The sequence below is a fragment of the Heyndrickxia coagulans DSM 1 = ATCC 7050 genome, from assembly GCF_000290615.1.
In the GTDB taxonomy this organism is placed as follows: Bacteria; Bacillota; Bacilli; order Bacillales; family Bacillaceae_C; genus Weizmannia; species Weizmannia coagulans.
On the sequence record NZ_ALAS01000081.1, the window covers coordinates 16,235 to 34,850 of the forward strand.

19 protein-coding genes are annotated in these 18,616 nt (G+C 49.8%); all 19 read left to right on the forward strand.

What is annotated here, in order from left to right:
- Positions 1-24 precede the first annotated feature (24 nt).
- The 19 genes from der (at position 25) to IC21_RS03435 (ending at position 18,492) form a co-directional block, all read left to right on the forward strand.
- Positions 25-1,335 carry a ribosome biogenesis GTPase Der gene (der, locus tag IC21_RS03345; protein ID WP_013859518.1) on the forward strand — a complete coding sequence of 437 codons (1,311 nt, stop codon included), beginning with the start codon at positions 25-27 and terminating at the stop codon, positions 1,333-1,335.
- A 20-nt stretch (positions 1,336-1,355) separates the two neighbouring features.
- Complete coding sequence (locus IC21_RS03350) at positions 1,356-2,396, forward strand: NAD(P)H-dependent glycerol-3-phosphate dehydrogenase (RefSeq protein WP_013859517.1); 1,041 nt, start codon at positions 1,356-1,358, stop codon at positions 2,394-2,396.
- Between the two features lie 268 nt (positions 2,397-2,664).
- Positions 2,665-2,844 carry a DUF2768 domain-containing protein gene (locus IC21_RS03355; protein WP_234969435.1) on the forward strand — a complete coding sequence of 60 codons (180 nt, stop codon included), beginning with the start codon at positions 2,665-2,667 and terminating at the stop codon, positions 2,842-2,844.
- Between the two features lie 18 nt (positions 2,845-2,862).
- A complete protein-coding gene (locus IC21_RS03360) occupies positions 2,863-3,579 on the forward strand; it encodes a YphF family lipoprotein (RefSeq protein WP_019720952.1) in 717 nt (238 codons plus the stop codon).
- Between the two features lie 246 nt (positions 3,580-3,825).
- Positions 3,826-5,304, forward strand: coding sequence for a stage IV sporulation protein A (gene spoIVA / locus IC21_RS03365; protein ID WP_013859514.1), 1,479 nt, complete (start codon positions 3,826-3,828; stop codon positions 5,302-5,304).
- A 293-nt stretch (positions 5,305-5,597) separates the two neighbouring features.
- A complete protein-coding gene (gene hbs, locus IC21_RS03370; protein ID WP_013859513.1) occupies positions 5,598-5,870 on the forward strand; it encodes a non-specific DNA-binding protein Hbs in 273 nt (90 codons plus the stop codon).
- Positions 5,871-6,123: 253 nt separating this feature from the next.
- Complete coding sequence (gene mtrB, locus IC21_RS03375) at positions 6,124-6,354, forward strand: trp RNA-binding attenuation protein MtrB (RefSeq protein WP_013859512.1); 231 nt, start codon at positions 6,124-6,126, stop codon at positions 6,352-6,354.
- Between the two features lie 96 nt (positions 6,355-6,450).
- A complete protein-coding gene (locus tag IC21_RS03380) occupies positions 6,451-7,260 on the forward strand; it encodes a heptaprenyl diphosphate synthase component 1 (RefSeq protein ID WP_019720950.1) in 810 nt (269 codons plus the stop codon).
- A gap of 2 nt (positions 7,261-7,262) precedes the next feature.
- Positions 7,263-7,967, forward strand: coding sequence for a demethylmenaquinone methyltransferase (locus IC21_RS03385; protein ID WP_029141520.1), 705 nt, complete (start codon positions 7,263-7,265; stop codon positions 7,965-7,967).
- A gap of 18 nt (positions 7,968-7,985) precedes the next feature.
- On the forward strand, positions 7,986-8,948 hold the full coding sequence (gene hepT, locus IC21_RS03390; protein WP_029141519.1) for a heptaprenyl diphosphate synthase component II: 963 nt from the start codon (positions 7,986-7,988) through the stop codon (positions 8,946-8,948).
- 151 nt (positions 8,949-9,099) lie between these two features.
- Positions 9,100-9,546, forward strand: coding sequence for a nucleoside-diphosphate kinase (ndk, locus tag IC21_RS03395; protein WP_019720948.1), 447 nt, complete (start codon positions 9,100-9,102; stop codon positions 9,544-9,546).
- Between the two features lie 104 nt (positions 9,547-9,650).
- Positions 9,651-10,439: a CheR family methyltransferase gene (locus tag IC21_RS03400; RefSeq protein WP_029141518.1), complete on the forward strand. Its 789-nt coding sequence runs from the start codon at positions 9,651-9,653 to the stop codon at positions 10,437-10,439.
- An 87-nt stretch (positions 10,440-10,526) separates the two neighbouring features.
- A complete protein-coding gene (gene aroC / locus IC21_RS03405; RefSeq protein WP_013859506.1) occupies positions 10,527-11,696 on the forward strand; it encodes a chorismate synthase in 1,170 nt (389 codons plus the stop codon).
- Positions 11,697-12,779 (forward strand): 3-dehydroquinate synthase, encoded by a 1,083-nt coding sequence (aroB, locus tag IC21_RS03410; RefSeq protein WP_019720946.1) that lies wholly within the window; start codon positions 11,697-11,699, stop codon positions 12,777-12,779.
- On the forward strand, positions 12,776-13,138 hold the full coding sequence (aroH, locus tag IC21_RS03415) for a chorismate mutase (protein ID WP_017552414.1): 363 nt from the start codon (positions 12,776-12,778) through the stop codon (positions 13,136-13,138). Before aroB ends, aroH begins: the two co-directional genes overlap by 4 nt.
- 90 nt (positions 13,139-13,228) lie before the next feature.
- A complete protein-coding gene (gene hisC, locus IC21_RS03420; protein ID WP_026104696.1) occupies positions 13,229-14,320 on the forward strand; it encodes a histidinol-phosphate transaminase in 1,092 nt (363 codons plus the stop codon).
- A 64-nt stretch (positions 14,321-14,384) separates the two neighbouring features.
- On the forward strand, positions 14,385-15,485 hold the full coding sequence (locus IC21_RS03425; RefSeq protein WP_029141517.1) for a prephenate dehydrogenase: 1,101 nt from the start codon (positions 14,385-14,387) through the stop codon (positions 15,483-15,485).
- Between the two features lie 15 nt (positions 15,486-15,500).
- Positions 15,501-16,793 carry a 3-phosphoshikimate 1-carboxyvinyltransferase gene (gene aroA / locus IC21_RS03430; RefSeq protein ID WP_029141516.1) on the forward strand — a complete coding sequence of 431 codons (1,293 nt, stop codon included), beginning with the start codon at positions 15,501-15,503 and terminating at the stop codon, positions 16,791-16,793.
- 433 nt (positions 16,794-17,226) lie between these two features.
- Entirely contained in the window at positions 17,227-18,492 is a 1,266-nt protein-coding gene (locus IC21_RS03435) for a tetratricopeptide repeat protein (RefSeq protein ID WP_017552409.1), read from the forward strand.
- Positions 18,493-18,616 lie beyond the last annotated feature (124 nt).

Genomic DNA, 18,616 nt, shown 5'->3' on the forward strand with positions numbered 1-18,616 from the left:
AACGGAACAGAAAGGGTGAATCGTATGGCAAAACCGGTTGTGGCAATTGTCGGACGCCCGAATGTAGGCAAATCTACCATTTTTAACCGAATTGTAGGAGAGCGGGTTTCTATTGTGGAAGATGTTCCGGGAGTGACAAGAGACCGTATATACAGTCCGGCAGAATGGCTGACACACGAATTTAACGTGATTGATACAGGCGGCATTGATATCGGGGATGAACCGTTTCTCGAGCAGATCCGGCAGCAGGCTGAAATCGCCATCCAGGAAGCGGATGTGATCATTTTTATTACAAGCGGTAGAGAAGGCGTGACTTCTGCGGATGAAATGGTCGCCAAAATATTGTACCGGTCAAAAAAGCCGGTCGTTCTGGCAGTGAACAAGGTTGACAATCCCGAGATGCGCACCCAGATTTATGATTTTTACGCCCTCGGTTTTGGCGATCCTTTCCCGATATCCGGCGCGCATGGCCTCGGCCTTGGCGACCTGCTCGATGCAGTTGTCAAACATTTTCCTGAGAAAGCGGACGAGGAGTACGGGGAAGATGTCATTAAATTTTGTTTTATCGGGAGGCCGAACGTCGGAAAATCTTCCCTGTTCAATGCGATTCTCGGTGAAGAGCGCGTCATTGTCAGTGAAATAGAGGGAACGACGAGAGACGCGGTGGATACCGTCTATACTTATGAAGGCCAAACTTATGTTATGATTGATACAGCAGGGATGCGCAAAAAAGGAAAAGTGTATGAAAACACGGAAAAATACAGTGTGCTGCGCGCATTGAGGGCCATTGAGCGTTCCGATGTCGTCTGTGTTGTTTTAAACGGCGAGGAAGGGATCCGGGAACAGGATAAGCGGATTGCCGGCTACGCCCATGAAGCGGGCCGCGGCGTGATCATTGTGGTAAACAAATGGGATGCCGTTCAAAAAGATGAAAAAACAATGGATCAGTTTACGCAGAAAATCCGGGACCATTTCCAGTTTCTTGATTATGCGCCGGTCATTTACGTGTCGGCAAAAACAAAAAAGAGGCTGGACCAGCTGTTCCCGCTGCTTAAGACGGTCAGCGAGAACCATGCGATGCGCGTGAAGTCCAGCGTGCTGAATGAAGTCATAACAGATGCGGTTGCGATGAATCCGACGCCGACAGACAAAGGGCGGCGGCTGAAAATCTTTTATGCGACGCAAGTCTCCGTCAAACCGCCGACGATCGTTGTGTTTGTCAATGATCCCGAATTGATGCATTTTTCGTACGAACGGTTTTTGGAAAACCGGATCCGTGATGCGTTTGGTTTTACCGGAACGCCGATCCATATCATCGCCCGTGCGCGTAAATAAATATAAAGAGGGTGTTTTATTTGTCCAAAAAAACGATCGCAGTGCTCGGCGCGGGGAGCTGGGGCACTGCCTTGTCGATTGTTTTGGCTGATAACGGCTTTAAGGTCAGGTTGTGGGGAAACAAAAAAGGCCAGATCGATGAAATCAATACATCCCATACAAACGCGTTTTATTTGCCGGGCATCAAGCTGCAACCCGCAATTACCGGCACCTTTTCACTTGAAGAAGCGTTAAACGGCATTGATACCGCTGTACTGGCGGTCCCTACAAAAGCGGTGCGCGATGTATGCAGGCAAGTGAAAGCGGTGCGGAAAAGCCCGCTTTCCATCATCCATGTCACCAAAGGGATTGAACCGGGTTCCCTGATGCGCATTTCGGAAATGATTGAAGAAGAAATTCCGGAATCGTTGCTGCGGGATCTGACGGTTTTATCGGGGCCGAGCCATGCTGAAGAAGTCAGCCTGCGCCACCCGACAACCGTAACCGTTTCATCGAAAAAAATGGCAGCTGCCAAAAAAGCACAGGACATTTTTATGAACTCGAATTTCCGCGTCTATACGAATCCCGACATCATTGGCGTCGAATTGGGCGGTTCCCTGAAAAATATTATTGCACTTGCAGCCGGCATTTCGGACGGCCTCGGCTATGGGGACAATGCGAAAGCCGCTTTAATGACGAGAGGGCTTGCGGAAATCGCCCGGCTCGGCACGAAAATGGGCGCAAATCCGCTGACATTTTTAGGGCTTGCCGGGATTGGCGACCTGATCGTGACTTGCACGAGCGTTCACTCGCGGAACTGGCGGGCCGGCAATATGCTCGGCAAAGGCAAAAAGCTCGATGATGTGCTGGAACAGATGGGAATGGTCGTGGAAGGCGTCCGGACAACAAAGGCGGCGTACCAGCTCTCCAGCCGGTACGAAGTCAAAATGCCGATTACCGATGCCCTTTACCATGTCTTATTTGAAGGACTTGACCCGAAAGAAGCAGTCGACAATTTAATGGGCCGGCTGAAAAAACATGAAATGGAAGGTTTGATGGATGTGCTGGGGGAACAGTACTAGCTTTCCTTGGCAAAAAAGTCCCGGTAGGCTTTCGGATGATACCGGACGGAGGCATGCTGCATAAACTGCAAGGAAAAAGAATTCGCTTTAAACTGCGCAGGCTGGGTATAGTTAACCTTTTCTCCGGGGCAGACGTTTGCCCCGGCCTTTTTTTATGCCGTAAATTGAAACATTTCAAAAGCTTATGATATAATGTCCGAAGTCCGAAAGGTTTACGAATTTTACAAGGGAGAAAGGGGAGATTGTTTTGTCCCGGGGGATGGCGAATATGTGGATTTCGCTTTTCGGCATGGGCCTGCTCTGTTTGGCGATGGTATTGATTCTTGCCAGCAGATATAGGCTGAAACAAAAACTGTTCAAATGGGCGGCTGCTGTGATTGCGTATGCCTGCCTGGCGCTGGGCGGCCTGATTATGGCTTATATCGTGCTGAGCGGGCCGGCAAATTAACCGGAGGGGGAGATCATTTTGCGCTTCAAAAATATGCTGCTGCTTCTGACCGTTTTCTCCTGCATCAGTTTAGGCGGCTGCCTTTATCCGGGGGCACAGGAAAAAGAAAGCAGGCTGCCGGATGACATGCAGCTTCAAATGGTGCAAAAAGCGGTAGATGCATACCGGAAAGACAACGGCGGCCTGCTCCCGATCAAGACAAAGCCGCAAAATACGCCGGTTTACGTAAAATACCCGATTGATTTCAATAAACTGAAAAGCCCGAAAAACTACCTGCCCGATCCGCCGGCAAATGCGTATGACAACGGCGGCACCCTGCAGTATGTGCTGCTTGATCCGGAACATCATCCGGTGGTAAAAGTGTTTGATACGAGAATACCCGATAAAATAAGAGACTTGCAAATCCGGATTGCGTCCCAGGGCTATCCGCCGTTTAAAAAAGAGATTGCAAGAAATGTATACGCTTTAGATTTTAAAAAGCTTGGTTACAAAACAGATCCGTACGTGGTGTCACCGTATACCGGCCGGAAACTGCCGCTTGTCATTACCGGCAGAGGCGGCATTTATGTCGATTACCGGGTTGATCTGGCAAAAGCGCTCAAAACGGGCAAGCGGGCGTTTAAACCCGGGGAAGATATCCGCGTGCTGTTAACCGAAGGCTCTCCGTTTGTACCGGCTTATTCCCTCCCCTGTACCGTAAATCAAAAAAATGAACCGGTATTTATGGCAAAATAGTCATAACCCTTTCTCATCCCAATATATTGTTAGAGAAAGGGTTTATTTTTTAGGTCTCGCGTCTCTTCGCAAGGAAAAATTTTGAAAAAATAAACAGGAGGCAAATCCTGTACAGCAACTTTTTGAAAATCTATAAAAAAATCATTTTATAGACATAAGGCGGTCGGACAACATCATACACATATAATGTCTTATCATCAGCGCGAATGATGGTGTCCCGGGAACGAATGTGGGGAGGGAAACAAATTGGAAAAAGTTGATATTTTTAAAGATATTGCAGAACGTACGGGCGGCGATATTTATTTGGGGGTCGTGGGCGCCGTCAGAACGGGGAAATCCACTTTTATTAAAAAATTCATGGAACTCGTTGTGCTTCCGAACATTACAAACGAAGCGGACAGAAACCGGGCGCAGGACGAACTCCCGCAAAGCGCGGCCGGGAAAACGATTATGACGACAGAACCGAAATTTGTGCCGAACCAGGCGGTTGCTGTCCATGTCGATGAAGGGCTTGATGTGAATATCCGGCTTGTCGACTGTGTCGGCTACACGGTTCCGGGCGCGAAAGGATATGAAGATGAAAACGGCCCGCGCATGATCCATACGCCGTGGTATGAAGAACCGATTTCCTTCCACGAAGCGGCGGAAATCGGCACGAGAAAGGTCATTCAGGAACATTCAAGCATCGGGGTTGTGATCACAACAGACGGCACGATCGGCGAAATTCCGCGTGAGGATTACGTGGAAGCGGAGGAAAGGGTTGTTGCCGAGTTAAAAGAAGTCGGAAAACCGTTTATCATTGTTGTCAATTCGGCAAAGCCGCACCATCCGGAGACGGAAATACTGAGGACGGAATTGCAGGAAAAATATGATCTTCCGGTGCTCGCCATGTCAGTGGAAAGCATGCGTGAAGCCGATGTGCTGAATGTGCTGCGTGAAGCGCTGTACGAATTTCCGGTACTGGAAGTCAATGTGAACCTGCCGAGCTGGGTGATGGTGTTAAAAGAAAACCACTGGCTGCGTGAAAATTATCAGGACGCCGTGAAAGAATCGGTAAAAGACATTAAGCGGCTGCGCGATGTGGACCGCGTTGTCCAGGCTTTTAACGAATATGAGTTTATTGAATCTGCAAGCCTTGCCGGCATTGAAATGGGGCAAGGGGTGGCGGAAATCGATCTCGAGGCGCCGGATGAACTGTACGATCAGGTTTTAAAGGAAATCGTCGGCGTTGAAATCCGCGGCAAGGATCATCTGCTCGAGCTGATGCAGGATTTTGCCCATGCGAAATCGGAATACGATCAAATTTCCGATGCTTTAAAAATGGTGAAACAAACCGGCTATGGGATTGCCTCACCTTCCCTGCAGGATATGAGCCTGGATGAGCCGGAAATCATCCGCCAGGGATCCCGTTTCGGCGTCCGGCTGAAAGCGGTGGCGCCGTCCATCCATATGATCAAAGTCGATGTCGAATCGGAATTTGCCCCGATCATCGGGACGGAAAAGCAGAGCGAGGAGCTTGTGCGGTACCTGATGCAGGATTTTGAAGATGACCCGCTGTCCATCTGGAATTCGGATATTTTCGGGCGCAACTTAAGTTCCATTGTCAGGGAAGGCATCCAGGCAAAATTATCGCTCATGCCGGAAAATGCCCGCTATAAGTTAAAAGAAACGCTCGAACGGATCATTAACGAAGGGTCAGGCGGCCTGATCGCCATTATTTTGTAAGAGGGATACCGCGGTATCCCTTTTTTGTATCCGTGCACCCGCAAAATATGTTTTCTGCAAGTTTGAATTTTTCGAGAAAAGTACTTTAAATCCGAAAAAAAGTTGAAAAGTTTTCCTTTGTTAGCGAATAGTTCTTGCACCTCTCTTGCGATTATGATAATCTTTTAACAGAATTGGTGCTGAAAAGCCTGATTCTATCCGGTTTTAAACGTTTATGATGAGGGAAAACCGTATACACTGAAGAGAAGAAGCTGGAAATGACTTCTATGTTTCTTTTGGAGGAGGTGAATGGAATGAATAAAACGGATTTAATCAATGCAGTGGCAGAAGCTACCGAACTTTCCAAAAAGGATACGACAAAAGCAGTTGACGCTATTTTTGATACAATTCAAAATGCATTGGCAAACGGAGATAAAGTCCAACTGATCGGGTTTGGTAATTTCGAAGTGCGCGAACGCGCTGCCCGTAAAGGAAGAAACCCGCAAACCGGCGAGGAAATCGATATTGCGGCAAGCAAAGTGCCTGCATTCAAGCCGGGGAAAGCGCTTAAAGACGCAGTGAAGTAATTACATATGGTTGCTTTGAGCGGAAAAAAGGCTGCCTGGGCAGCCTTTTTTTAATACAGCAGGGTCCAAAAAACGGAAAAAGGGAAACGTGCATACGTTTGGCGCCCGTTTTCCCGGTGCAAAAGCCTGTGAAATCCCGGCACAGCCGGGGGGAGAGCCTGAGCGCGGCGTTTTCGGCGCTTTGACTGCAAACGGCGCTGTGGTAAGATGAATATATGAAAAGCTTTTTAAACGAATAAAAGGAGGACCGAAAATGAAGGCAGAGGCGCAGGCAGATTATATCGTAGTGAAAGCGTTGCAGGATGGGGTAAGCGTCATTGGGCTGTCAAGGGGTACCGATACGAAGCTGAACCATACGGAAATGCTGGATGATGGCGAAGTGCTGGTCGCACAGTTTACCGAACATACTTCCATGATCAAGATTCGCGGCGAAGCGCAAATCCTGACCGGCATCGGGAATTTGCGCAGCGAAGCGAAAAAATAAACCGGAATCAATTTGTTAACGGCCATTTTACATATGTGATATAATAAACTACAGCTTATTTTTAGGCCAGATCAACGAAGAAACGGGGAAAGGGTTATGTCATACCAGAGGGAGCAGCAAATTGCCGCAATCAAACAGGCGATTGAAGAAGAAGTGGCACACGACTATCTAAATCAGTTTATTGATGCCCCATACATAGATGAAGACCGGATTCTGCTTTTGATAAGCAGCCTTGCGGGGCAGCCTTATACGGAACATGAAGTGAAGCAGTTTGTTGCGACTGCCATGCTGATCCAGATTGCCCTTGACACCCATGAAAAAGTAACCAATGCAAATGAAAATCAAAAAAGCCGCCAGCTTACCGTTCTGGCGGGGGATTATTTCAGCAGCCTTTACTACAAACTGCTTGCGGGCGTGCACAACGTCCGGCTTGTCGGCATACTGGCGGAAGGAATCAAATCCGTAAATGAATATAAAGTGATGCTTTACCAATTTGACAATTCCGACGCGGAGACGTTCGTCGGGCATTTGAAAAAAACCGAATCCGCGATTATTACAAAATTTATGCAGTTTTTCGGTTCACAGCCGCTCATCCGCTTAAGCGAGGAACTGCTTTTGTTTAACCGGCTGCTAAGGGAAAAGGAGCAGGCCGAAAACGGGAAGCGCTCCATCCTGTTTGAAGCCCTGAACAAAATGGCCTACCCGGGTGACGGGCGCCCTTTTGAGCAGCTGCCGCATGAGAAAAAGCGAAAACTGTTTTATATTTGTGAGAAGTATTTGAAAGAAAGCATTCGTGCGTTGCAGGCTGCGGCCATGTCTTGCGGAAACGAAATGCTTTCAGAGCGGATCCGCCTGCTGATGGGGCGGTATGGCGATGCAACGAGATTATATGCGGAGGAAGGGTAACCATGATGCCAAAAGAAGAGCGGGTACACGCCGTTTTCGAAAAAATTTCGCAAAACTACGACAAGATGAACTCGGTGATCAGCTTCAGCCAGCATAAGCGGTGGCGGAAAGACCTGATGCGGAAAATGGCGGTAAGAGAAGGGAGCAGCGCACTCGATCTGTGCTGCGGGACGGCGGACTGGACGATTGCCCTCGCACAGGCAGTGGGCGAATCCGGTAGCGTGACAGGGCTCGATTTCAGTGAAAGCATGCTTGAAGTCGGGAGGCGGAAAGTGGAAGCGCTCGGCTTGAAAAATGTCGCGCTCCGTTACGGAAACGCAATGGAACTGCCGTTTGAAGATGAAACGTTTGATTATGTGACGGTCGGGTTCGGGCTTAGGAATGTCCCGGACTACAAACAGGTTTTGCAGGAAATGTACAGGGTGCTGAAGCCCGGCGGCATGGCGGCCTGCCTGGAAACCTCCCAGCCGGTAATTCCCGGGTACAGGCAGCTTTATTACTTTTATTTCCGCCGGATCATGCCGCTTCTCGGACAATGGTTGGCAAAAAGCTACCGGGAATATTCTTGGCTTCAGGAATCTGCACTGCAGTTTCCTGGAATGGAAGAACTGGCGGCTGCATTTTCCGACGCGGGTTTTGGCCGGATTTTGTACAAGCCGTTTGCCGGCGGGGCTTCAGCTGCACATATTGCCTTGAAAGAGAAATGATGATCGGATGGAGACGGAATGAAGGTACAAATGCTGTACTCGTTTTTAAAAACGGATATTGAGCTTATTGAACAAGAGCTGGCCAACGCTGTCGCATCAAATGCTGCTTTGATACAGCAGGCATCTGAAAGTTTGCTGAAAGCGGGAGGAAAAAGGATCCGCCCCGTATTTGTGCTGCTCGGCGCGAAATTCGGGGATTACGAAATCGAACGTGTCAAAAATGTCGCTGTTGCACTGGAATTGATCCATATGGCGTCGCTCGTGCATGATGATGTCATTGATGATGCCGAACTGCGCAGGGGAAAGCCGACCGTAAAAGCCAAATGGGACAACCGGATTGCCATGTATACGGGCGATTATATTCTCGCAACCGCGCTTGAATACATTACAAAAGTGGAGGATCTCTCCGCCCACCAGATTCTGGCAGATACACTTGTTGAAGTGTGCGTCGGCGAAATCGAACAAATCAAGGATAAATACCGGTTTAATCAGAATTTGCGCTGTTACTTAAGGCGGATTAAGCGGAAAACGGCTTTGCTGATTGCTGCCAGCTGCCAGCTCGGGGCGATTGCAGCGGGCGCTGACGAAAAAACTCACCGCCAATTATACCGGTTTGGCTACAATGTCGGGATGAGCTATCAAATTATTGATGATATCCTGGATTTTACCGGCACGGAGAAGCAGCTCGGGAAACCGGCAGGCGAAGATTTGCGCCAGGGCAATGTAACGCTCCCGGTGCTTTTTGCAAGGGAAGACCCAAAAATCAGAAAGATGCTTGAAACCGTCCATGAGCACATGCCAAAAGCGGAGCTTGAGGGCGTTGTCAGACTGGTCAAACAATCCGGCGCGATCGAACAATCCTATGCAATTAGCAACTGCTACCTCGGGAAAGCGCTCGGTACGCTTGAGCAGCTCCCGGATACCCGCTTTAAAAAAATGCTGGCAGATTTGGCGCGTTATATGGGAAAAAGAAAGTTTTAAAAGAAAGCAGGGCTGCCGGGCAGTGCCCTGCATTGGCGGCCCGGTTTTGAAGCGCTTACTTCAAACATATTGAGATTTTCCCGCCATCATGGTACGATTTTCTATGGCTAAGATGCCTTACATAGTAGAAATGCGAATGGAGTGGATGAAGATGGAAAGGACTTTTTTAATGGTAAAACCGGATGGGGTCAGCCGCCAGCTGATCGGCGAAATCGTTTCCCGCTTTGAAAAGAAAGGGTTTCGGCTTGCGGGGGCAAAATTGATGCAAATTTCAGATGAACTTGCAAAAAAGCATTACGCTGAGCATAAAGAGCGCCCTTTTTTCAATGATCTCGTGGCATTTATTACTTCCGGTCCGGTCTTTGCCATGGTTTGGGAAGGCGAAAACGTCATCGCCACCGCACGGCAAATGATGGGCAAAACGAATCCGGCCGAAGCCGCCCCGGGGACGATCCGCGGCGATTACGGCGTGATTGTCAGCAAAAACATTATTCACGGTTCCGACTCACCAGAAAGCGCGAAACGTGAAATTTCCCTGTTTTTCCGGGAAGACGAGCTGATCTCATACAGCCGGCCGGCGGATACTTTGATTTATTAAATCATGCAAAAAAAGATTGGCGATCCTCTCCGCGCCAATCTTTTTTTATGTTAAAATAAACGGTATGAACTACCAAATCTGAATAAAAATACGGAGATTGCATAATGAAAACAGAACTGGATGAATACGGCCGGTTCATTGCGCAAGTCAAAAAGAAAACGGGGATCGATTTATCTTTGTATAAAGAAGCGCAAATGAAAAGAAGGCTGACGACATTATATGAAAAAAGAGGTTTTTCATCTTTCAGTGAATTTTTTCAAGGACTGGACAAAAACGAACGTTTGCTGGAAGAATTTTTGGACAGAATGACGATTAATGTTTCAGAATTTTACAGAAATAAGTCGAGGTGGGATGTGCTCGAACGGAACATTTTGCCCGGGCTGCTGAAAGAAAAAGGAGAAAAACTGAAAATCTGGAGTGCCGCTTCCTCTACGGGCGAAGAACCGTATACGATGGCCATGATCCTGTCAAAGTATTTGCCGCTTAATAAGATTCAGATCCTGGCGACCGATATTGATCAAAAAGCCCTGCAGAAAGCAGAAGCCGGCGTTTATTCCGAACGTTCGATCCTTGAGGTGCCGCGCGAAATGAAACAAAAATATTTTCAAAAAAGCGGCGGGGGCCCGTTCTATCAAATTGCGGACGAAATCAGGCGGTCGGTGATATTCAAACAACATAATCTGCTGCACGACCCTTATCCAGCAGCGGATCTGATTATTTGCCGGAACGTGCTGATTTACTTTACAGAAGAAGCCAAAGTGTCTGTTTACCGGAATTTCAGCAAAACGCTGTCGGCAAACGGCATATTATTTGTCGGTAGCACGGAACAGATTTTCAATCCGGCCGCGTATGGATTTGAAATTGAAGATACCTTTTTCTATAAAAAAATATAAAGCGCTCCATCCATCTATTCGATTTACCGGGATTTGTGGTATAGTAATAGATATGTAATGCTTTAAAGTGATGAAGGGGGATGCAGAATGAGATATTTGACGGCAGGCGAGTCACACGGACCGGCGCTGACCACCATTATTGAAGGCCTTCCGGCGGGCATGCCGCTGACAGCTGAAGAAATTAACACTGACCTTGCCAGAAGGCAGAAAGGTTACGGGCGGGGGCGGAGAATGCAGATAGAAAAAGATAGGGCAATGATTTCTGCCGGCGTCCGCCACGGATTGACGCTCGGTTCGCCGGTTGCGCTCACGGTTGAAAACAGGGACTGGGTGCACTGGAATAAGATCATGGGCATTGAGCCCCTTCCTGAAGATGCGGACGACGTGAAACGGCGTGTGACCCGCCCGCGCCCGGGGCATGCCGATCTTGTCGGCGGGATCAAATACGGGCACAGGGATTTGCGCAATGTGCTCGAACGCTCTTCCGCACGCGAGACCACCGTTCGTGTGGCTGCCGGGGCTGTCGCGAAAAAATTGCTGAAAGAGCTCGGCATCGAAGTGGCCTCGCACGTGCTTGAAATCGGGGGTGTCCGCGCGGAAAAGGTGCCATATGATTCCCTTGCTTCCTTGCAGGAAAAAGCGGACGGTTCACCGGTACGCTGTTTGGATGACGGGGCGGCGCAAAAAATGATGGAAGCCATCGACACGGCAAAGAAAAACGGCGACTCGATCGGCGGCATTGTCGAAGTGATCGCAACCGGGATGCCGGCCGGTGTTGGCAGTTATGTTCATTACGACCGGAAGCTGGATGCCAGGCTCGCGCGCGCCATCATCAGCATCAATGCGTTTAAAGGGGTGGAATTCGGGCTTGGCTTTGAAATGGCACACCGGCCCGGGAGCGAAGTCCATGATGAAATCGCCTGGTCGGAAGAAACGGGCTATACGCGCAAAACAAACCGGCTCGGCGGCTTTGAAGGCGGTATGACAACCGGCATGCCGATTGTCGTAAGAGGCGTAATGAAGCCGATCCCGACATTGTATAAGCCGCTTCAAAGCGTTGATATCGAAACGAAGGAACCTTTTGCAGCGAGCATCGAACGTTCCGACAGCTGTGCGGTGCCGGCAGCAAGCGTCGTCTGTGAGGCCGTTGTCGCCTGGGAGTTGGCGGAAGCGATCACCGACCAGTTTTACAGCGACAGGATGGATGTGCTGAAAAAAACGGTTGCGGAGCAAAGAGAATACGGAAGGTTGTTTTAAATGGAAACGATCATCATTGATACAGAAACAAAACAGTACCCGGTATACATAGCAAGCGGCGCGCTGCAGGAGTTGGGCCCGCTCGTCCGCAAATATACGCGCTGCATGGTCATAACGGATCAAAACGTCCGGCCGCTTCACTTGGACAAACTGCTTTCGCAGCTTCCGGAAAGCGCGGAACAGTGTGTACTGACCGTGCCAGGCGGGGAAGATGCCAAAACGTTTGAAGTCTACCAGGAAGCTTTGACGTTTGCCGTGGAACATCATTTAGACCGGAAATCATGCATTCTTGCCTTTGGCGGGGGCGCGGTCGGCGATCTTGCCGGTTTTGTGGCGGCAACCTATATGCGCGGCATTGCGTTTATTCAAATCCCGACAACCATTTTGGCTCATGACAGCGCGGTCGGCGGCAAAGTGGCGATCAATCACCCGCTTGGAAAAAACCTCGTCGGCGCTTTTTACCAGCCGGAATTTGTATTGTATGACACGGATTTCCTGCGCACGCTCCCCAAAAAGCAGCTGTTAAGCGGATTTGCCGAACTTGTAAAGCATGCGCTTCTTTCGGATGGGGAGTTCCTTAAAGAATTACAAACAAAGATTCCGGACGGCGGGCATCTTTTATCCCCGCATCTTCCGGACTTGTTGAAAAAAGGGATCAAAGTAAAGGCGGATATCGTCGGCAAAGATGAAAAAGAAACGGGTGTGCGTGCCTTTTTGAATTTCGGGCATACGCTCGGGCATGCCCTTGAGGCGCACGGCGGGTTCGGGAAAATCACCCATGGCGAAGCGGTCATGACCGGCATCGTTTACGCTCTTTTGATCAGCAGGGAACAGACCGGCCTTCAATTTGACTTGCCACAATTTCTCAGCTGGATCGAAACGCTCGGCTATGATTGGAAAATTCCGGCTGGCGCAGCATTTGACGAAATCTATGCTTATATGAAACGCGATAAAAAAACAATTGCCGGCAATATTCACTTCGTCCTGCTTGCGTCTGTCGGCAAACCAGTGCTGGCTGAAGTGGACAAAGAACGGCTGAGCCGTCTGTTTCTGCTGCAGCAAAAGGGGGATTTGCATACATGATACGCGGAATACGCGGAGCGACTACGGTCGAGCGCGATCACGAAAGCGAAGTCCTTGCTGCTACTTCTGAGCTGATGAATGCCTTGATCGAAAAAAACGGGATCAAGCCGGACCGGGTCGCTTCCCTTTTGTTCTCGGCAACAGCCGATATCCGTTCGGCTTTTCCTTCGAAAGTCATGCGCCAATTCAGCGGCTGGAAGTATGTCCCGATTATGAATATGCAAGAAATTCCGGTTGAAGGGAGCCTTGCCCGCTGCATCCGCATCCTGATCCATGTTGACACGGACCTTGGGCAGGAGGACGTAAAGCACGTGTATTTGCGCCGTGCAGCTGCGCTCCGGCCGGATTTAACAGAATAAAAGAATTTTAACGCGCCACGAACCGAAAGGAGAGAATGCGATCACCCCCCCGGCTTGCGCTGTGGAAGCCGGGGACCCTCGCAAAAGATGATGAAATGGAGAACACAAATTACGGATTTAGAAGCATATGTGCCCGGAAAGACCATTGATGAAGTGAAAAAACAATACAGGCTCGATTCAATCGTAAAACTGGCATCCAATGAAAATCCGTTCGGCTATTCCCCGAAAGTGGATAAGGCTTTGAAAAACTTTCAGCCTGCTTTTACCCGTTATCCGGACGGGCACGCCGCACAACTGAGACAGAAAATGGCCGCACATCTCGGCGTTGATCCAACCGAACTGATTTTTACAAACGGCACGGACGAACTGATCCAAATCGTTTCCAGGTCACTCCTCGAACCGGGCAAAAATACGGTGATGGCCGCACCGACATTTTCCCAATACAAACATAATGCCATCATCGAGGGCGCCGAAGTCCGTGAAGTACCCTTAAAAGACGGGCGGCATGACCTGGAGGCGATGCTCGGGCAAATTGATGAAAACACGGCGGTTGTCTGGATTTGCAGCCCGAACAATCCGACGGGGACGTATACGACCGAACAGGAGTTGACCGCTTTTCTTGACCGCGTGCCAGAAGACGTGCTCGTTTTTATCGATGAAGCGTACAGCGAATACGTGGTCGCAAAAGATTACGAACAGGCACTTGTCTTATTCCGCCGGTATCATCATTTGATTGTCAGCCGGACCTTTTCGAAAATTTACGGACTGGCCGGTTTACGCGTTGGCTACGGGATTGCCGATCGAACGATCATCCAAAAGCTCGAGCCGGTGCGCCCGCCATTTAATACCAATGTCCTTGGCCAGCTGGCTGCACAGGCGGCGTTGGAGGACCAGACGTTTATCCAGAGCTGCCGCGACAAAAACCGGCAGGGGCTCGAACGCTTTTATGCGTTTTGCCGCCGCAACAGCCTTGCATTTTACCCGTCACAGGCAAATTTTATTTTAATCGATTTTCAATGCGATAGTGAGGAAGTTTGCCGGTTTTTGCTTGGCAGGGGATATATCGTCCGCTCCGGGGAAGCACTCGGGATGCCGGGGACGGTCCGGGTTACCATCGGGTCGGAAGAACAAAACCGGGGCGTACTCGAGGCGATCGGGGCTTTTCTGGAAAGCCGCAAATGAACTTGACAACGGCGGGCCTTTTGACAGCAAAAGGCCGCCTTTTTACAAAAAAGAGGTGGCACCTTTGAAAGGAAATGTGTTTGTGATCGGGCTCGGATTAATCGGGGGGTCCATTGCCCTGACCATTAAAAAGGAACATCCGGAAGCAAGGGTCACAGGGTATGATGCCAAATTGGAAGAGATGAAAATGGCAAAAGCCCTGATGGTCGTGGATGATTACGTGGAAACGATCCAAGACGGCGTGCGTGGCGCGGATTTAATTATATTGGCCACGCCGGTGCTTGTAACGGAAAAATTGATCGGGCAGCTCGGGCAAATGGAATTGAAGGAAAATGTGATCATCACCGATACGGGCAGCACGAAAGCAAGCATCATGGCAAAGGCGCAGCGGCTCGCCGGCAACAACACCGTTTTTATCGGCGGGCATCCGATGGCCGGTTCCCATAAAAGCGGCGTTACGGCCGCCAGCCTGTCCCTGTTTGAAAATGCCTTTTATTTGCTTACGCCTTTCCATGAACAAGATCAGCGGACGGAAGAATTGAAACAGTGGCTGAAAGGAACAAAGGCAAATTTCATCACCGTTTCTCCGGAAATGCATGATGAAATGGTTGCAGTCATCAGCCATTTTCCGCATGTTATCGCAGCGTCACTTGTCCATCTTGTGAAAGACGCTGATGCGGAGTATCCCCTTTTAAAAAGGCTTGCTGCCGGGGGGTTCCGTGATATTACACGGATTGCCTCCTCAAACCCGCAAATGTGGGCGGACATCTCTAGCGGCAACAGGGAAAACCTGATCAGGCTTTTGGACAGATGGGCGGAAAATCTTCAGGAAGTGAAAAAGGCGCTTGCAGACAACAAGTATGAGCTTCTGCACCGCTTTTATGCGGAAGCAAAACAATACCGCGACTGCCTTCCAATCAGTGGATCGGGCGCAATCCCGTCTTTTTACGATTTATTTGTCGATATTCCGGATGTCCCGGGGGTTGTATCTGAAATTACCAATAAACTGGCGGAAAAAGGAATTTCTATTACGAATATACGCATTCTTGAGGCGCGGGAAGATATATACGGCGTGCTCCGGATCAGTTTTCGCTCGGAAAACGACCGTGATCTAGCCATGAATCTTTTAAAAAAAGAAACCCCGCATGAAGTCTATATCCAATAGAAGGTGGTGGCTGCAATGGAAAAATTGGCACCCGCGCAAACAGGGTTAAAAGGTACGATTAAAGTTCCGGGGGATAAATCGATTTCCCACCGGTCGGTTATGTTTGCCGCTGTCGCCAGCGGAAAAACGGTTGTAAAAAATTTTCTCCCCGGCGCCGACTGTTTGAGCACCATTCATTGTTTTCAGCAAATGGGCGTGCCGATCGAACGGGATGGCACCCGGGTGGTGATTGATGGAAAAGGATGGGACGGTTTGTCGGAGCCGGAAACGGTGCTCGATACCGGAAACTCCGGCACGACGACCCGCCTGATGCTCGGTCTTCTTGCCGGCCGGCCCTTCCATTCGGTCATTGCCGGCGACGAATCGATTGCAAAGCGCCCGATGCAACGCGTCACAAAACCGCTTTGCGAAATGGGCGCGCACATTGACGGAAGAAGGGGCGGCAATTTCACCCCTCTTTCTATAAGGGGCGGGGCGCTTCGGGGAATCGAATACCAGCTGCCTGTAGCAAGCGCGCAGGTAAAATCCGCGCTCCTCTTAGCCGGCCTTCAGGCAGACGGCTCTACCATTGTGCATGAGCCGCAGCCCACCCGCGACCATACTGAACGGATGATCCGGGCGTTTGGCGGCGCTGTCAAGACGGAAGGGAGAACGATTTCCGTCCGGGGTGGCGCGGTTTTCCATGGCACGGAGATCGATGTGCCCGGCGATATCTCATCCGCCGCCTTTTTTATGGCTGCTGCTTCGCTTGTGCCCGGAAGTGAAATCGTCTTGCCGGATGTCGGGCTCAATCCGACCCGCGCCGGGATCCTTGATGTTTTAAAGCAAATGGGCGCGGATATGGAAGTGGCCGAAATGCAGGCCCCGCATGCCCCGTCCGGCGGAGAGCCAAAAGGCACATTGGTGATCCGCCCGGCTGTTTTACAGGGGGTGGAAATCGGCGGCGGGCTGATTCCGCGCCTGATTGATGAAATTCCAATCATTGCCCTACTTGCCACACAGGCAGAAGGCAGGACGGTCATCAAAGATGCCGCAGAACTGAAAGTGAAAGAGACAAACCGGATTGACACGGTTGTCCGGGAATTGAAGAAACTGGGCGCCCAAATTGAGGCGACAGCGGATGGCATGATCATTGAAGGCCCTTGCCGGCTTTCAGGCGGGACGGTGGAAAGCCACGGGGATCACAGAATCGGGATGATGCTTGCCGTTGCATCACTTGTGGCAAAGGATGCTGTCTGCCTGGATGGGGCGGAAGCAATCGCCGTATCATACCCGCAGTTTTTTGATGATCTGAAATCCGTTCTGTAACGGCTTTAGACGCCTATTGAAAACAGACACCAGCAATCAGCCGGTGTCTGTTTTCAGGATAACAGAGAACAGGCGCCTGATCATGATGTCCGTGGAAAAGCGGGGTGCGGAAATTCAAAATCCCGTGCCCCGCTTTATTTTTGCTGTGAAAAAAAGGGATTTTCATGCACGGCGGAGAAATACTTAAACAGGAAACCCGGAAAGGCAAATGATTTGCCCTGGCCTTCAAAATTCTTTATGATTTAGCCAAGGACACCCACGGCTTTTCCTGCAGGCAAGCGGGCTTCCGGGAAAAGGGCCGATTGCCATTTCACCAGGGGACCGGGGGAGCGCTTTTAGCGGCAACCGGGATTTTGGCTTTGCAAAAATCCACGGCTCCCGTTGCAAGAGGTTCAGCAAAAGGAAACACATCAAAGATTAAAGGAAGATTTTCATGAGCTTAATGGAACAATTGTTGGATCATTTGGAAGAAGGCCGGCTCGAGGAGGCGAAAAAAACATTTGAAGATTTTCTCGCGCTCGGCACGGACGAAGAGAAATATGCGCTTGCCGGGCAGCTTGAGGGCCTCGGTTTTCTGAATGAAGCACAGCAATTATATAAAGATTTGCTTGCGTCTTATCCGGATGACGGCGAGCTTGTGATCTTAATGGCGGAAACGCTTATTGATATGGACAAGGAAGAAGAAGCCATATTATACCTCGACCGCATTCCGGAGACGGACCCCGATTACCCGCGTGCACTGCTTTTGCTTGCGGATTTGTATCAAATGCAGGGCCTGTATGAGGTCAGCGAAAACAAACTGATGGAAGCTGCATCGCTTTTGCCGGAAGAACCTGTCATCCATTTTGCGCTTGCCGAGTTCTACACTTCCTGTGCCCGATATGCGGAAGCTTCCCGTGAATATGAGTGGCTTTTGGGCAAAGGGATCGATACATTTGCGGATACAAACATCCACGGGCGCCTTGCAGAAGTGCTGAGCGCAGCGGGCGCGTTTGAAGAGGCCTTGCACCAATATGAGCATGCCATGGAGGGCCGCTTTGAGGCGAACACATTATTTGGATATGCCTTAACCGCGTACCAGGCAGGATTTTATGAAAAAGCGATAGAGCTGTTTGAAGAATTGCGGGAAACGGATCCCGGCTACCATCCGCTTTACCTGTATCTTGGCCGTGCATATGAGCACGAACAAATGCCGGAAGAAGCGCTTGCTGCTGCTGAAAAGGGCATAAAAGAAGACGAGTATGATAAAGAACTTTATCATTTTGCTGGAAAAATGGCTACAAAAGCAGGCGATGAGGAAAAAGCGGAAAATTATTTTAAAAAAGCGCTGGAACTGGATCCCGGCTATTTGGATGCGGCCCTTTCCTACAACGAGCTGCTGCTTCAAAAGGAGCGGTACGAAGAAGTCCGTGACCGGGCCCTCAGCATGGAAAAAGAAGGGGATACCGACCCTCGGCTTTACTGGGATCTGGCCATATCGCTTAAGCATTTGGAAGAATATTCTCAGGCATTAAAGTATTATGGATATGCATATAATGATTTACAAAACGACACGGTGTTTCTGGAGGATTACGGTTATTTTCTGATTGAAGAAGGGAGAAGGAAAGAGGCTTACGGCATTTTCCAAAAGCTTTTGCGCGAAGATCCGGCAAATGATGAATGGATTGCACTTCTTGAAAGGCTTGAAGACGGAAATTAATTGCGGCCATCGTTGCCGGACTTTTTCGTAGGCGGTTTAGACGGGAAAAGGTATAATGAAGGTGTAAACCAATGTTTTATCAAAAAAGCTGCCCGCTGTAAACACGGCCATTCAATTTGCAGAG

Coding starts and splice junctions, on each gene's coding strand:
- IC21_RS03385 (WP_029141520.1), top strand. CDS start 7,263: ATGATGCCAAAAGAAGAGCGGGTACACGCCGTTTTCGAAAAAATTTCG.
- mtrB (WP_013859512.1), top strand. CDS start 6,124: ATGAAGGCAGAGGCGCAGGCAGATTATATCGTAGTGAAAGCGTTGCAG.
- IC21_RS03380 (WP_019720950.1), top strand. CDS start 6,451: ATGTCATACCAGAGGGAGCAGCAAATTGCCGCAATCAAACAGGCGATT.
- aroB (WP_019720946.1), top strand. CDS start 11,697: ATGGAAACGATCATCATTGATACAGAAACAAAACAGTACCCGGTATAC.
- aroA (WP_029141516.1), top strand. CDS start 15,501: ATGGAAAAATTGGCACCCGCGCAAACAGGGTTAAAAGGTACGATTAAA.
- IC21_RS03435 (WP_017552409.1), top strand. CDS start 17,227: ATGAGCTTAATGGAACAATTGTTGGATCATTTGGAAGAAGGCCGGCTC.
- IC21_RS03400 (WP_029141518.1), top strand. CDS start 9,651: ATGAAAACAGAACTGGATGAATACGGCCGGTTCATTGCGCAAGTCAAA.
- hbs (WP_013859513.1), top strand. CDS start 5,598: ATGAATAAAACGGATTTAATCAATGCAGTGGCAGAAGCTACCGAACTT.
- aroH (WP_017552414.1), top strand. CDS start 12,776: ATGATACGCGGAATACGCGGAGCGACTACGGTCGAGCGCGATCACGAA.
- hepT (WP_029141519.1), top strand. CDS start 7,986: ATGAAGGTACAAATGCTGTACTCGTTTTTAAAAACGGATATTGAGCTT.
- IC21_RS03355 (WP_234969435.1), top strand. CDS start 2,665: ATGTGGATTTCGCTTTTCGGCATGGGCCTGCTCTGTTTGGCGATGGTA.
- hisC (WP_026104696.1), top strand. CDS start 13,229: ATGAAATGGAGAACACAAATTACGGATTTAGAAGCATATGTGCCCGGA.
- der (WP_013859518.1), top strand. CDS start 25: ATGGCAAAACCGGTTGTGGCAATTGTCGGACGCCCGAATGTAGGCAAA.
- ndk (WP_019720948.1), top strand. CDS start 9,100: ATGGAAAGGACTTTTTTAATGGTAAAACCGGATGGGGTCAGCCGCCAG.
- aroC (WP_013859506.1), top strand. CDS start 10,527: ATGAGATATTTGACGGCAGGCGAGTCACACGGACCGGCGCTGACCACC.